The sequence below is a fragment of the Streptomyces wedmorensis genome (assembly GCF_000716445.1).
Lineage (GTDB): Bacteria > Actinomycetota > Actinomycetes > Streptomycetales > Streptomycetaceae > Streptomyces > Streptomyces wedmorensis.
This window is the reverse complement of record NZ_JNWK01000061.1, coordinates 1-14,334: the sequence shown is the minus strand read 5'-3', so window position 1 is coordinate 14,334 and position 14,334 is coordinate 1. Positions and strand designations below refer to the sequence as shown.

Below are 14,334 nucleotides of genomic sequence, written 5' to 3'. Positions count from 1 at the left end.
CAGGCCCTACTTCGGTACGCGGGGCAGTCCGGCGGCGGATGTCAGGACGACGTCGTCCGCCTTGACGAACATGATGCGGTGGCCGAACTGCACCTGGTGGTACTTGAGTGCGCCGCGGACCACGGTGTGGCCGGCGAGCTCGAAGGTCTTGGAGTGGTAGTACTCGCCGTTGACCGTCTGGCCGACGCTGTAGAACTGTCCCGGGCGGAGGGTGTACTGCAGCGGCACCAGGGGCTGGACGGGAATGCCGGCGGGATACGCGGCGGGCTCCGGGTAGGCGCGGCCGTAGAGCGGCGCGCCGTCGAGTCCGGGGCGCAGCCGCGCCACCAGCCCCTTGGAGGGCAGCGTCATCGGGTGGCGGGGGTCGTTCTCGAACCAACCCTTCTGTCCCAGGTACCACAGGGCCGTCCAGTCGCCGCGGTGCTCGGCCACCACGTACTTCTGCCCGGTGCTCACGCGCGCGGCGTGGTTGTAGACGGACCAGGTGCCGGGGGACGGCCGGATGCCGACGTCGGTGACCAGCGGGGCGTCGTCACGGGGTTCGCTGCGCAGCGTGATGGAGGCGGAACCGTGCACCGGGCAGAGGTCGGCCGGGGTCGCTCCGCAGTAGTACGGCTCCGTGTTCGAGTCGTAGTCGGGGCGGATGGTCACCAGGGGCGAGGTGGGCTTTCCGTGGGCCTTGAACGGCTTTCCCAGGAGGTCGAAGTAGTGGTCCCAGTCCCAGTAGGGGCCGGGGTCCTGGTGCATGCCGGCGACGTTGGCGGGCACGGTGCCCGGCACGTTGTCGTGGCCGATGACGTGGGCCCGGTCCAGGGGGACGTCGTACGTCTTGGCGAGATGGCGGACGAGGCGGGCGGACGTCCGGTACATGGCTTCGGTGTACCACTGGCCGCCCTCGGCCAGGAAGCCCTCGTGTTCGAGACCGATGGACTTGGAGTTCACGTACCAGTTGCCGGCGTGCCAGCCGACGTCCTCGGCCCGCAGGTGGTTGGCGATGTGGCCGTCCGCGGAACGGAGACTGTAGTGCCAGGACACGTAGGTCGGGTCTTGGACCAGCTTGAGGGTCGTGTCCCAGGTGGCTTCGGTGTCATGGATGACGATGTAGTCGATCGCCTGGTTGTGCGGGCGGTCCGAGAGGTCGTGGTTTCCGAAGTCGCCCGGCTCCGCGGAGAGCATCCGGTACGGGGCCGGCGTCCAGTCACAGCCCAGGTCGCGGGGGCACTCGGCGCCCGGCACGGTGGCCTTCAGTCCGAGCCTTTCCAGCTGCCGGGTCTCCGGCCGGACGGGCACGGGGGAAAGGGTGACGACGGTCCCGTCGTCGGTGCGGCGCGACTCTCCGGCGTTGATCAGCGAGAAGACGTCGTCGGCGAATCGGCGGGCCGCGCCCGTCTCGCCGGCGCCCGAGTAGGCGGCGACCGCCGCGTACCACTGGGCCGGGTCGGCGCTCAGGGGCAGTCCCGCGGACCGCTGGTGGTCCGCAAGGAGCGCGGCGCCGCCCTCGATGTTGGCCGCGGGGTCGGTGCGGAGGCGGCCGGCGGGCAGTCCCGTGAGTGCCGCCGCCCGGCCCAGGGTCTCCAGTGAGGCGGGGAGCCGTTCCTGGTCGACGGGCGCTTCACGGTGTACGAGGGGCGGCCGGGACGCGTCGCCCCGTGGGTCCTCGTGACCACTCGAGTGGTGGTGCGTCTCGGCGAGCGCCGCCCGGGCGTCGGTCAGGTGCATGGGGCCGAAGCCCGCGTCGACGCTGGGCGCGCCGCGGTGGTCGTCCCATCGGCTCTGGAGGTACGAGACCGCGAGCAGGACCGTCTCGGGCACGTGGTGGCGCTCGCCGGCCTCGCGGAAGAGTTCGGCGCGGGACGACTTCCCGGCGCCGGTGTCGCGCTCGGTGGGCACGGACGACCGCGCCTGCGCGGGGGGCGTGGCGAGTGCCGCGGTCATCAGGACCGTCACGACGGCTGCTGCGCCGGCCACTCGTCGACGCGGGACGGGTCTTGTCATGCGTTCCTCCTCGTGATGGGGAAATGGCAGGCTGTGGGGTGATCGGCTCCGTCACGCGTGCGCAGTTCCGGTTCCACCAGGCACTGTTCGCGCGCGTGGGGGCAGCGGGTGCGGAAGCGACAGCCGGACGGTGGCGAGGCCGGGGAAGGGAGGTCCCCTTCCAGGAGGTGCTCGTCGTCGGCCGCGCGGCGTCTCGGGTCCGGAACGGGTGCCGCGGCCAGGAGCGCGCGGGTGTAGGGGTGGCGGGGGGTCGTGTAGATCTGCTCCCGGGTTCCGGTCTCCACGATCTTCCCCAGGTACATCACCGCGATCCGGTCGCAGAGGTGCTGTACGACCGCGAGGTCGTGCGAGATGAACACGCAGGCGAGGCGGAGATCGCGGCGGAGTTCCTGCAGCAGGTTGAGGACCTGTGCCTGGACGGAGACGTCGAGGGCAGACACCGGCTCGTCGCACAGCAACAGCCGTGGCCCGAGGGCCAGTGCGCGTGCGATTCCGAGACGCTGGCGCTGTCCGCCGGAGAACTGGTGCGGGTAGCGGTCCCGGTGGGTGGGGTCCAGGCCGACCGTTTCGAGGAGTTCGTCCACACGGCGCCCGCGGTCGGCCTTGCGGACGGCTTCGGGGTGGATGGCGAACGGTTCTCCGACGATCTGCCCGGCGGTCATCCGCGGGTTGAGGGAGGTGTACGGGTCCTGCAGCACCATCTGGACGCGGCGGCGGACCGTGCGGAGTTCCCGGGAGGACAGGGAGAACGGATCCTGCCCGTCGATCACGACGCTGCCCGAGGTGGGACGGTCGAGGGCCATCAGGAGGGAGGCCAGGGTCGACTTGCCGCACCCGGATTCGCCGACGATGCCCAGCGTCTCCGCCGGGTGAACGGTCAGGTCGACGCCGTCGACCGCTCTGACCGCTCCTGTGCGGCGTTTCAGCAGGACGCCTTCCGTGATCGGAAAGTGACGGGTGAGCGCTGTCGCCTGGAGGAGGGGCGGAGCGGCCTCAGCCAACGGGGGCACGGTGAACCTCTTCGGCGAAGTGGCAGGCACTGCGATGTCCTGCGGTCGAAAGGGTGTGGTAGGGAGGTGCTTCTCTGCCGCAGCGCGGCTCGGCGCGGGGGCAGCGGGGGTGGAAGGCGCATCCGGTGGGAACGGAGGAGGGCAGCGGCGGGGCGCCGTTGATGGGGACGAGCGGCTTGCCCATGCGGTCCAGTCGGGGGACCGAATCGAGGAGGCCCCGGGTGTAGGGGTGGCCGGGTCGGGTGTAGAGGTCTTCCGCCCCCGCGGACTCCACGGTGCGGCCGGCGTACATCACGGTGATGCGGTCGGCGGCCTGCGCGACGACGCCGAGGTCGTGGGTGATCAGCAGCAGGCCCATGCGGGTTTCGTCCTGGAGCTGTTTGAGCAGCCGCATGATCTGGGCCTGGACGGTGACGTCGAGGGCGGTGGTGGGTTCGTCGGCGATGACGACTTCCGGGTCCAGGGCGAGCGCCATCGCGATCATGACGCGCTGTCGCATGCCGCCGGAGAACTGGTGGGGGTAGTCGTGGACCCTGCGGGCGGCGGCCGGGATGCGGACGCGGTCCATGAGCGCGACGGCCCGGGCGAGCGCCGCTTTGCGCCCCTCTCCGCGGTGCACCCTGAACATCTCGGACAGTTGGTCGCCCACCGTCAGGACGGGATTGAGCGCGGTGAGCGCGTCCTGGAAGATCATGGAGACGCGTGTGCCCCGCGCTGCCCGGCGGTGCTCCGGTGGCATGGAGAGCAGGTCCTCGCCGCGGAGCCGGACGGAGCCGCGGGTGATGTGTGCCGGCGGGGTGTCGAGCAGCCCCATGACGGCCTGCGCGGCGACGGACTTGCCGGATCCGGATTCGCCCAGCAGCGCCAGGGTCTCGCCTTCGTGGAGCGTGTAGGACAGACCGTTCACCGCGCGGATGGTGCCGCGTCGGGTGCGGAATTCGACGCAGAGGTCGTCGACCTCCAGGAGCGGAGGGGTGTCGGCGGACATGGGCGCTCATTTCAGCCGGGGGTCGAAGGCGTCGCGCAGGGCGTCCCCGAGGAGGATGAAGCTCAGGACGGTCGCGGACAGGAAGAGAGCCGGGAAGAGGAGCAGGTGGGGATGGTCGAGGACGAAGGCCTGTGCCGCGTTCAGCTGCAGTCCCCAGGAGACTTGGGGGTACTGCAGGCCCACTCCGAGGAAGTCGAGCGTCGCTTCGCCCGAGATGACCGCTCCGACGTTGAGCATGGCGACGACGATGACGGGGGTGACGGCGTTGGGGAGGATGTGACGCAGCATGAGGCGCACGGGCCGTGCCCCGAGCATGCGGGCGGCTCTCACGTAGTCGGCGTCGGCCAGCGCGATGACCTGGGAGCGCATGATGCGTGTCATGGTCGTCCAGCCCAGCACGGTGAGGACCAGGATCATGGCGCCGAGACCGTGGTCGGGGAAGGCGACCAGGATGACGGTCGCTCCGAGCACGAAGGGCAGGCCGAAGAAGATGTCGGTGATCCGGGAGACGAGTGCGTCGAGCCGGCCTCCGTAGAAGCCGCACAGGAGGCCGAGGACGACGGCGATGAGCAGGGAGGCCGCGGTGACCGCGAGGCCGGCCAGCAGCGAGGGCCGGGTTCCGCGGATGACCTGGGCGAGGTAGTCGCACCCTTGCAGGTCGAACCCGAAGGGGTGGCCGGCGGAGGGGCCGAGCTTGGAGTCGGCCAGGTCGCACCGGTCTCCGGCTTCGGTGAGCAGCGACGTGAACGCGCCGGGCGTCAGGGCCATGGCCGTCATGAGGAGCAGGGTGATCAGGGCGGCCCATACCGTGGGGCGCCGTCGTAGTTCGAACCACGCGTCCTTGCCGAGGGAGGCCCGTTGCCGCGACGGCGGGGGCGTCGTGTCGGAGGCTGTGTCCTCGGCCGCGCCGCTCGTGGCCTCCAGGGTCCTGGTGGTCTCAGTCATGACGGATCCTCGGGTCGAGCAGCCCGTAGAGCAGGTCCACGAGCAGGTTGGCGAGCAGGAAGACGAGCACGAGGGCCGTGGTGGTGCCCACGACGACAGGGCCTTCCCGGAGCTGGATGGACTGGAAGAGCTGCTGGCCGACGCCCGGCAGGTTGAAGATGTACTCGGTGACGATGGCGCCGGCCATGAGACCGCCCAGCTCCAGCCCGAGGAAGGTGACCACCGGGATGAGGGAGTTGCGCAGGGTGTGTTTGACCACGACGCGCCGTCGGCTCAGCCCCTTCGAATGGGCGGTGCGCACGTAGTCGGCCCGGAGGTTCTCGATGAGGGAACTGCGCGTCAGCCGGGCGACGTAGGCGAGCCCGAAGGAGGCCAGGACGAGACCGGGCAGGAGGAAGGCGAGGGGCCAGCCGCCCTCGGTGCCCGCCACCGGCAGCCAGCCGAGCCGCACACCGAAGACGAGCTGGGCCAGGTACCCGACCACGAAGACGGGGACGGAGATGATCAGCGTGGTGCCGAAGAGCACCGCGCTGTCGTCCCACTTTCCTTTGCGCAGGCCTGCCCACACGCCGAGGGCCATGCCGAGGACGAGCTCCAGCACCCAGGCGGTCAGGCCGAGCTGCAGGGTGACGGCCCAGCGGTCGGCGAGCAGGTCCGACACGTCACGGCCGGTGAAGGTGGTTCCGAGGTCCCCCGTGAGGAGGCCGGCGAGGTAGTGCGCGTACTGCGTCCACAGCGGGTCGTCGAGGTGGTAGCGGGCGTGGAGCTCGGCGAGGACCGCCGGTGGGACGGGCTTGTCGCCGGCGAGGCCCTGGATCGGGTCGCCCGGCAGGACGAAGACGAGGGTGTAGATGAGGAAGGTGGTGCCGAGGAGTACGGGCAGGGCATGCAGCAGGCGACGGGCGACGAATCTCCACACGACGGACGGCCCCCAGGGAATCGGTCTGCGTGACGCTCCCGAAGGAGCGCCGGCAGAGGGTCGGTGACGGCCTCAGTCGTTGACGGTGACGCGGTCCAGGTGGAGGCCGGCGGCGTAGGAGTCGATGACGACGTTCCCGATCCGGTCGCTCCACGCGGACTGGTCCTGCCAGTTCCACAGCGGGATGTACGGCAGGTCGCGCAGCGCGATGTCCTCCGCGTCCTGGTACGCCGCGACGGCTTCGGTTCCCTTGGCGGCGTTGCCCTTCGCCACGAGGGCGTCGAACTCGCGGTTGCTCCAGCCCGACCGGTTGCCGGGGTAGTAGAGGCCGTCCAGGTAGTTCTGGATGCTGGGGTAGTCGATCACCCAGTTCTGCCGGAAGGGTCCTTTGTTCTTGCCGTCGTTGAGCAGTGAGGACAGGTCGGCGGGGGCCATCTTGCGGAACTTGACGTCCTGGATGCCGAGGTTGTCCTTGAGCTGGTTGGCGACGGAGGTCATCCACTGCTCGTAGGTGGGATCGGAGTTCGAGAAGTAGAGCTCCAGCGGGCCGTCGAAGCCGCCGGCCTCGTCGAACAGCTTCTTGGCGGCGGCAGGGTCGTAGGCGCAGGTCTTGCCACACGCGTCAGGACGGTATCCGGGGATCATGTCGCCCACGATCGAGGTGGCGGGCTTGTAGACGCCGTTGTAGATGGCCTGGGTGATGCCCTTGCGGTCGATGGCCATGGAGATGGCCTTGCGGATCCGGGGATCCGCGAAGCGGGGGTCCTTCACGGGCAGACCGAGGTAGTCCATGGTTCCGCTGGGACGTATGGAGAAGCGCTCGCCGAAGAGGCGCTTGGCCTGCATCGAGTTGGCGGCCGGCACGGTCGTCAGGACGTCCACGTTTCCGGCCTGCAGTTCGGTGAAGGCGGTCTCGCGGCTGGTGTAGATCTTGAAGTCGATGCGATCGGCCATGGCTTCGCGGGGTCCGCCGTAGGCGGCGAACTTCTTCAGCTTGATCTTCTGGTTGCGCTCCCACTGGCCGTCGAGCTGGTAGGGGCCGTTGCCGATCGGCGCGACATCGAAGGCGTCCGGCTTGGCGACGGCCGCCTTGGGGAGGGGGGCGAAAGCGGGGAAGGACAGCAGCATGGGGAACTGGCCGAAGGGGGCCTTCAGGGTGACCTGCAGGGTCGTCTCGTCGACGACCTTGAGCCCCGACAGGGTCCGGGCGGTCGGCTTGGCGCCCTCTTCCGTCGGGTTGAGCGCGTCGTATCCCTTGATCTGGGCGAAGTAGTAGTTGCTGTCCCAGCCGTTCGGCCCGTAGGCGGCGGCGTTCCACGCGTCCGCGAAACTGGCGGCCGTGACCTTCTCGCCGTTGTGGAAGGTGGTGCCTGATCTGAATTTGACGGTCCAGACGACGTTGTCCTCGGTGAGCCAGGAGAGGGCGGCCAGCGGCTTGACGGTGCCGTCCTTCGGGTCGAGCGAGGCAGGCGGGTCGAAGAGTCCCTGCAGGACCTGCAGGGAGTAGCTGCTGGTGGTCCGACCCGGCAGGAGGTGGTCGGGCTCCGTCAGCGCTACCGAGTAGGTGCCGCCGGGCTTGTCGGACGCGTTGTTCGCCTTCGTCGACTCTGCCGGTCCGCAGGCCGTGGCGACCAGGGTGAGGGTGAGGGCGACCGATGCCGCCAGGACGGTGGAGCGGGCGGTGTTCATGTGCGCTGTGCTCATTTCGGGAAGGCGGTTCGCCGCCCCGAGCGGGGCAGCTGACGGACGGCTCGTGGAGTGGGGCCGGGGCGACACCGTAGGTATCCGGCCGACGGGCAGACGATCGACGGAATGTCCAAGCTCCCTCCAGCACAGTGGACATCGGGTCGTTACCGGCTCCCGGCCGTCGGGGCGGAGCATGGCCGTGCGCGGCGACTGTCACGCCCACCCGGCGTTCGATCGCTGGAGGCACGACACGCACCGCGTGCTCGACAAGGGGCCTGCGATCGCGCCGCGACACTCCTGAAGGACGAAACAGACGATACATATGAAGCCTTCTAACAGCCAGGCTTACGCCTGTTACTTGCCGCGGAGGGCTGCGCGCTTCTTGCCCCACCTTCTGGACGCCCACGACACCCGGTCCAGCACCGTCCCTCTCTCACAGGCCGAAGCCACTTGCCCCCCGGAGGCAGCCGTGCCGTCGAAAGACTCCATCGGTTCATCGCTCCGTCCCGCCCTCGACCGCCGAGCGGTGCTCGCAGCCCTCGCGGCGGCCGGCTGCGCTGCGGCACTCCCCCCTGCCGCGGCTCATGCCGCCACGCCCTCCGTCCCTTCCATCGGGCGGCAGATGCGGGGGGTGTGGATCGCCTCCGTGGTCAACATCGACTGGCCGTCACGCACCGGCCTGGACCCCGCCGCACAACGCGCGGAGTTCGTGAGGCTGGCCGACGACGCCCTCGCCCTGGGGTTCAACGCCCTGTTCGTGCAGATCCGGCCGACGGCCGACGCCTTCTGGCCCTCGCCCCTCGAACCCTGGTCGCAGTGGCTCACCGGTACGCAGGGACAGGATCCGGGGTACGACCCGCTGGCGTTCATGATCGAGACGGCACACCAGCGGGGCCTCGCGTTCCACGGGTGGTTCAACCCCTACCGGGTTTCGATGCAGGCCGACCCGTCCCGGCTGGACCCCCGGCATCCGGCCCGCGCGCATCCGGAGTGGATCCGTTCCTACGGCGGCAAGCTCTACTACGACCCCGGCGTGCCGGACGCCCGGCGCTTCTGCCAAGAAGCCATGCTCGACGCCGTCCGGCGGTACGACATCGACGGCGTCCACTTCGACGACTACTTCTACCCGTATCCGGTGGCGGGTTCGGACTTCCCCGACGAGGAGACGTTCCGGGTCCACGGGGCGGGCCACGCGGACAAGGCCGCGTGGCGCCGCGCCAATGTGGACCTCATGGTTCGTGAGATGCGGGACGCCGTACGCGCGGTCAGGCCGAACGCGCTCTTCGGCATCAGTCCCTTCGGCGTCTGGCGCAATGCCACCACGGATCCACGCGGGTCGCGAACCGCCGCCTTCCAGTCCTACGACGGCCTGCACGCGGACACCCGGGGCTGGGTGCAACGGGGTTGGCTCGACTACGTCGCGCCCCAGGTGTACTGGCACATCGGACTGCCGGTTGCCGACTACGCCGTCCTCGCGCCGTGGTGGGCCGAGGTGGTCAGGGACACGGACACCGAGCTGTGGATCGGGCAGGCGGTCTACAAGTCCGGGACGGCCGGCCAGCCGGCGCCCTGGCAGGACGGCAAGGAGCTCACACGCCACCTGACGCTGAACGCCACGCTTCCCGAGATCGGTGGTGACCTGTTCTTCAGCGCCAAGGACGTCCGGGCGGACCGCGTGGGAGACTTCGCCGCCATGCGGCTGGCCCACTGGCGGGAACCCGTTCTGGGCCCGCTCCCGACCCGCTTGGACACGCGGCCCGGCCCGCTCAGGCCGGTCGTGAAGGTCCAGCGGGAATCCTCCGTCGGCGCTGCCGTCCTGCACATCTCCGCAGGTGCGCAAGGCAGCGATCACAGCCCTTTCCGTTACGCGGTGTACCGCTTCCCGACTGACCCCGGCCACCGTCCCCAGGCCGGACGCGCCACCCCCATCGCGGTGATCCCCGGGGGAAGACGGACCACTTACCGCGATGCCGAGGCTCCGGCGGGATGCTGGTACGCGGTGGCAGCCGTGGACCGCGTCCAGCGTCAAGGCAAGCTGTCACGCCCCTCGCACTGACCTCTCCGGTCAGCACCGACCGTCCCTGGGCCAGGGGCGGTCGGTGACGCCTGGCCCTCGCCGTGCACTCCGCGGCCTTGGCCCCCCAGCAGCGCCGCCGTCCGCGTCCCGCCCGCCCGCGTACCGCCTCAGAAGGCCCCCGCGGACGCAGCCCCTGCCGGGTGGGCATGCCGGTGCGCCGTCACGGACGATCTTCGAACCGGCCCTGGACATACGGTCGACAGGCGGGACCGCTTCGTGGACCATGCGTCCCATGCCCCTCACCGTTCGCGACCTGTTGGCCATTCCCTCCCTTCGGCTCCGCCTGGTGGCCGGGAGTACGGGCCTCGGCCGGGTCATCGAGGCAGCGCACGCCACCGAGAACACCCGCCCCGCCTCCTGGCTCGAGGGCTCCGAAGTGGTGATGACCAGCGGCCTGCTGTTGTCGGCCGACGAGAGCGACTACGCGGCGTACGTCGAAGAGCTCAGCGCCGGCAAGGCAGCCGCCCTCATCGTGGGAGTGGGCCCCGGCCTCCCCCTGCAGACGGTGCCGCCCGCCTTGAGCCACCAGGCAGAGCAGGCCGGCATGCCCGTGCTCGCGGCGCCGCCGAGCGTCGCCTTCGCCTCCATCACCAAAGCCGTGTTCGCGGCCCGCGCGGCCGAGGAACGGCGCCTGCTGGAGAAAACCCTTCGCACCCAACGTCGCCTGTCTTCCGCGGCGGCCTCCAGCGACGGATTGACGGGGCTGCTCTCGTCCTGGTTCCAGGCAGTGCACTCGGGCGTCGCCGTCTGCGATGCCTCAGGCCGCCTGATCAGCTCGGCCGGGACCGACGGACAAGAGCTCCTGACCAACGCCGCCCCGGTGATCGAGACCGTCGCCCTGCACGGCCTGCGGGGAAGCGGTGGCGCCGACCTGCCGTGCGGAAGGCTGGTGGTGCAGCCTCTGGGCACCACCAGGCTGCGCGGCTTCCTCATCCTCCTGAACGCGGACTCGCCGGAAGCGCGATTGCTCATCAGCGTCCTGGTGTCCCTGCTCTCGGTCGAACTGGAGCGGCGCCATCTGGCGGACGAGCCGCAACGCCGTCGTCGTGCGGCCCTCCTCGCCCGGCTCTTCCAGAGCGACATCACGGCCGAGCAGGCCCGGGGCCTGCTGCAGACCGCCGGCGTCCCCTCCTCCACCATCCGGGCCGTGGCGGTGCTCGCCGCCGGCGAGCCGGTCGAACTCGCGGCGGACCTCGCCCTGGCGGTGCCGGGAGGACTGGCCCGCGTGACCGGCGGCAGGGTCGAGATGGTCGTCTCGGAGGATCTGGACACGTCGGCCGTGCTCCGCCGCTTCGCACCGGGCCGGCCGGCGGGGATCGGCCCGGCGGTCGCCCCCCAGCACGCGGCCCTTTCCATGCGACAGGCGATCGCCCTCCTGTCCTCCAGTGCCGAACTGGGGCGTCCCGTCAGCGCGTCCGAAGCCGGTTCCGTCAGGCTCCTGCTCAGTCTCGGAAGTCCCGCGACGCTGGCGGCCTTCGCCGACACGGTACTGGCCCCCCTCGACGCGGCCGACCCCGGCGGGGAGCTCGTCGAAACCCTTCGGGTCTGGCTCGAGACGAACGGCTCCTGGGCCGAGACCTCCTCCCTGCTCGGACTGCACCGGCACACCGTCCAGAACCGCATCGAGAAGGTGGCCAGACTGACGGGACGACAGCAGGATCGGGCCGAGGACCGGGTCGACCTCTGGCTGGCGCTGACGGCACGCGCGGTGGGAACACCCCTCCCCCATCAGCAGAGATACAAGAACACCGTTCCCACCCAGGGTTAAACAGTCCAAGCACCCTGCGGACGGATCGACATCCCGTCCATTTCAAGACAGTCGGTCCGGTTCTTACCGTACGCCTGCCGGCCACGCTCCCCGTGAGCGGCCACGTTGTCCCGTCCTCCTGGGGCCCGTCTCCCCCGAGGTCACCGAGGTCGGCAACCGTACGAGCAGAGAGGACCGCCCATGGTCTCAGCATCCGCCGTCTCCGCCACGCACAGTTCCCCTCCCCGAGGCACGCGAGCAGTGGTCACCGCGCTCGTCTCGGTGCTGCTCCTCGGGTTGCTGTCCGCGGTCCCGGCCCACGCGGCCCTTCCGAACTGGCCCGTGCTGCAGAAGGGGGCCACCGGAAACGACGTCGCCGGCCTGCAGTTCCTCCTGCGCCAGCAGGGAGGAAGCGTCACGGCCAACGCCGAGTTCGACGCACAGACCAGAAGCGCCGTGATCTCCTACCAGCAGAGCCAGGGGCTCGCGGCCGACGGGATCGTCGGGCCGGCCACCTGGAGCAGGCTGGTGGTCTCCGTGGCTCCCGGCTCCACCCAGGTGAACGCCGTTCGCGCCCTGCAGTTCCAACTCCGCAAGCACGGATACGCCATCGTCGCCGACGGAGTCTTCGGGGAGCTGACGAGCAACGCCGTCCAGGACTACAAGGCGCAGCACCAGCTCACCGGTGGAACGACCGTGGGCGCCACGACCTGGCAGCACCTGCTCGGCTCACCGCCCGGATCCGGCCCCCTGGGCACCTACGCCTTCATCATCCCCCGCACGGCTGTCTTCGACGGTCGCGAAAGCCTCCTGTGGCCCCACCACGACTACCCGGCCGGCGACATGGCGGTCGAGACCGGAACCCCTGCCTACGCCATCACCTCCGGCACCGCCCGTCTCAACGGCGGACTCGACGACTCCTGCGGTCTGGGCGTGGCGATCGACGGCGATGACGGCATCGTTTACCAGTACTGCCACCTCGACAGCCGCAGCGTGGCCGACGGGACCAGGGTGACCGCCGGTCAGCTGGTCGCCCGCACCGGCAACACCGGCAACTCCACCGGCCCCCACCTCCACTTCGGCATCTTCCGGCAGGGCGCGTCCGTCTGCCCCCAGCAGCTGCTGATCGCCCTGTACGACGGTCTCGCTCCGCCGTCCCCGTGGATCCTTCCGTCCTCCGGCTGCACCTCCTGACCCCGCGGACGACCGCGGGGAAGCGAGCGCCCCACCTGCTCCCCGCCCCCGACAGGCCGGGCGGGTACCGGACGTCCGCTTGCCGACACGTCCTCGGCGTGTCCACACCGGACGCCTCCTGAAGGAAGAGTCAGTGACGACGGAACCCTCACCACCCCGCCGGGCCACCGCGGAGATCGACCTCGGTGCGCTGCGGCACAACGTCCGAGCGCTGCGCGCCCGCGTCGCCCCCCACGTCCAGCTGATGGCAGTGGTCAAAGCCGACGGCTACGGTCACGGCGCCGTCCGCTGTGCCCGAGCGGCGCTCGCCGCGGGCGCCTCCTGGTTGGGCACGGCAACGCCTCACGAGGCACTCGCGCTGCGGGCCGCCGGCATCACCGACGTGCCGGTCCTGTGCTGGCTGTGGACCCCCGGCGATCCGTGGGACCGGGGCATCGAGGCCGGACTCGACATGTCGGTGAGCGACATGTGGGCCCTCGACGAGGTACGCACGGCCGCTCGGTCCACCGGGAAGACCGCCCGCGTCCAGCTCAAGGCGGACACGGGGCTGGGCCGCAACGGCTGCCCGCCCGCCGATTGGCCCCGGCTCGTCGGCGCGGCCCTGGACGCGCAGAAGGACGGCCTGGTGGAGGTCACGGGCCTCTGGTCGCACCTGGCCTGCGCGGACGTACCCGGCCACCCCCTGAACGCCACGCAAGTGGACGTCTTCCGCTCGATGGTCGAGCACGCGGAGAAAGCAGGGGTCGAGCCCGAGGTCCGGCACATCGCCAACTCGCCGGCGACCCTCACCCTCCCCGAGGCCCACTTCGACCTGGTCCGGACGGGAATCTCCCTGTACGGCCTCTCACCGAGCCCCGAGATCGGCACCCCGGCCCGACTCGGCCTGCGACCCGTGATGTCGCTGAAAGCGAGCCTGGCCCTGGTGAAGCGCCTGCCGGGCGGCCACGGCGTCTCGTACGGACAGCGCTACGTCACCGAGGACGAAACGACCATCGGGCTGGTCCCCCTCGGGTACGCGGACGGGATCCCCCGGCACGCCTCGGGTCGCGGGCCCGTCCTCGTCGGGGACGGCGTCCGCCGGGTGGCCGGACAGGTCGCCATGGACCAGTTCATGGTCGACCTCGGCGGCGACGAACCGGAGCCGGGCACGCAAGCCGTCCTGTTCGGGCAGGGCAGCCGGGGCGAACCGACGGCCCAGGACTGGGCGGAGGCGGCCGGCACCCTCGTGTACGAAATCGTCACTCGGATCGGGACGCGCGTTCCGCGCGTCTACGCGAACGACGGAGACGAACGCCCTACGCCCTGACCCTGGGCAAGGCGCCCTCCCACCATCCCCACCGCCCACGTTCGCGCCCCTCCCTGTACGGCACCACGGCCCACAGGCAGTGCCCTCACCTCGCCAGGTTCGCCAGGCCCCCATCTGTCCTTCATGTGCGGCATCCGCGCCGAAGGCCCTTTCCACCCACCTCTCACCCAGGAGATGAAGCATGAGGATCCGGTCCGTCATGACCGCACTGGCACTCGTCACCGGCGCGCTGTTCGCCCCCGGCTTCGGCGCCCTGTCCGCCGCCACCGACGCCCACGCCGTCACCAAGATCAGCCACGCCACCGCCACGTCGATGTTCAGCGCTTCCGGGATCACCTGGTCGTCCTCCGGAAACTGTTCCGACCGGAACAACTCCACCTGCACGTCCTTCGAGCAGCTCAACCTCGCCACCGCCCAGGGCGCCCAGACCCTCAAGAGCGCCAGCGGCTGCGCCCTCAACATCACCG

At 70.4% G+C, this 14,334-nt stretch carries 9 protein-coding genes and 2 pseudogenes; 5 read left to right on the top strand and 6 right to left on the bottom strand.

The features are described from left to right. Nucleotides 1-6: 6 nt before the first annotated feature. From OO54_RS33965 to OO54_RS33940, 6 genes are all read right to left on the bottom strand, one after another. Nucleotides 7-1,995 carry an N-acetylmuramoyl-L-alanine amidase gene (locus OO54_RS33965; protein ID WP_051787471.1) on the bottom strand — a complete coding sequence of 663 codons (1,989 nt, stop codon included), beginning with the start codon at nucleotides 1,993-1,995 and terminating at the stop codon, nucleotides 7-9. Continuing rightward, on the bottom strand, nucleotides 1,992-3,005 hold the full coding sequence (locus OO54_RS33960; protein ID WP_200146777.1) for an ABC transporter ATP-binding protein: 1,014 nt from the start codon (nucleotides 3,003-3,005) through the stop codon (nucleotides 1,992-1,994). The genes OO54_RS33965 and OO54_RS33960 overlap by 4 nt, the downstream gene beginning before the upstream one ends. Next, complete coding sequence (locus OO54_RS33955; RefSeq protein ID WP_033210233.1) at nucleotides 2,989-3,993, bottom strand: ABC transporter ATP-binding protein; 1,005 nt, start codon at nucleotides 3,991-3,993, stop codon at nucleotides 2,989-2,991. Before OO54_RS33955 ends, OO54_RS33960 begins: the two co-directional genes overlap by 17 nt. Nucleotides 3,994-3,999: 6 nt before the next feature. Continuing rightward, nucleotides 4,000-4,938: an ABC transporter permease gene (locus OO54_RS33950; RefSeq protein WP_033210230.1), complete on the bottom strand. Its 939-nt coding sequence runs from the start codon at nucleotides 4,936-4,938 to the stop codon at nucleotides 4,000-4,002. After that, nucleotides 4,931-5,857, bottom strand: a complete 927-nt coding sequence (locus OO54_RS33945) for an ABC transporter permease (protein WP_033210227.1) — start codon at nucleotides 5,855-5,857, stop codon at nucleotides 4,931-4,933. Before OO54_RS33945 ends, OO54_RS33950 begins: the two co-directional genes overlap by 8 nt. Before the next feature lie 72 nt (nucleotides 5,858-5,929). Beyond that, on the bottom strand, nucleotides 5,930-7,561 hold the full coding sequence (locus OO54_RS33940; protein ID WP_078905480.1) for a peptide ABC transporter substrate-binding protein: 1,632 nt from the start codon (nucleotides 7,559-7,561) through the stop codon (nucleotides 5,930-5,932). A gap of 541 nt (nucleotides 7,562-8,102) precedes the next feature. On the opposite strand from OO54_RS33940, the pseudogene OO54_RS33935 reads away from it, so the two are divergent. From OO54_RS33935 to OO54_RS33915, 5 genes and pseudogenes are all read left to right on the top strand, one after another. Next, nucleotides 8,103-9,257, top strand: a pseudogene (locus OO54_RS33935) (glycoside hydrolase family 10-like protein); the annotation flags it as partial. A gap of 595 nt (nucleotides 9,258-9,852) precedes the next feature. Beyond that, nucleotides 9,853-11,388: a PucR family transcriptional regulator gene (locus OO54_RS33930; RefSeq protein WP_063738357.1), complete on the top strand. Its 1,536-nt coding sequence runs from the start codon at nucleotides 9,853-9,855 to the stop codon at nucleotides 11,386-11,388. A 180-nt stretch (nucleotides 11,389-11,568) separates the two neighbouring features. Then, a complete protein-coding gene (locus OO54_RS33925; RefSeq protein ID WP_078905478.1) occupies nucleotides 11,569-12,561 on the top strand; it encodes a peptidoglycan-binding protein in 993 nt (330 codons plus the stop codon). A gap of 133 nt (nucleotides 12,562-12,694) precedes the next feature. Then, on the top strand, nucleotides 12,695-13,867 hold the full coding sequence (alr, locus tag OO54_RS33920; protein WP_033210221.1) for an alanine racemase: 1,173 nt from the start codon (nucleotides 12,695-12,697) through the stop codon (nucleotides 13,865-13,867). A gap of 181 nt (nucleotides 13,868-14,048) precedes the next feature. Next, nucleotides 14,049-14,334, top strand: a pseudogene (locus OO54_RS33915) (hypothetical protein); the annotation flags it as partial.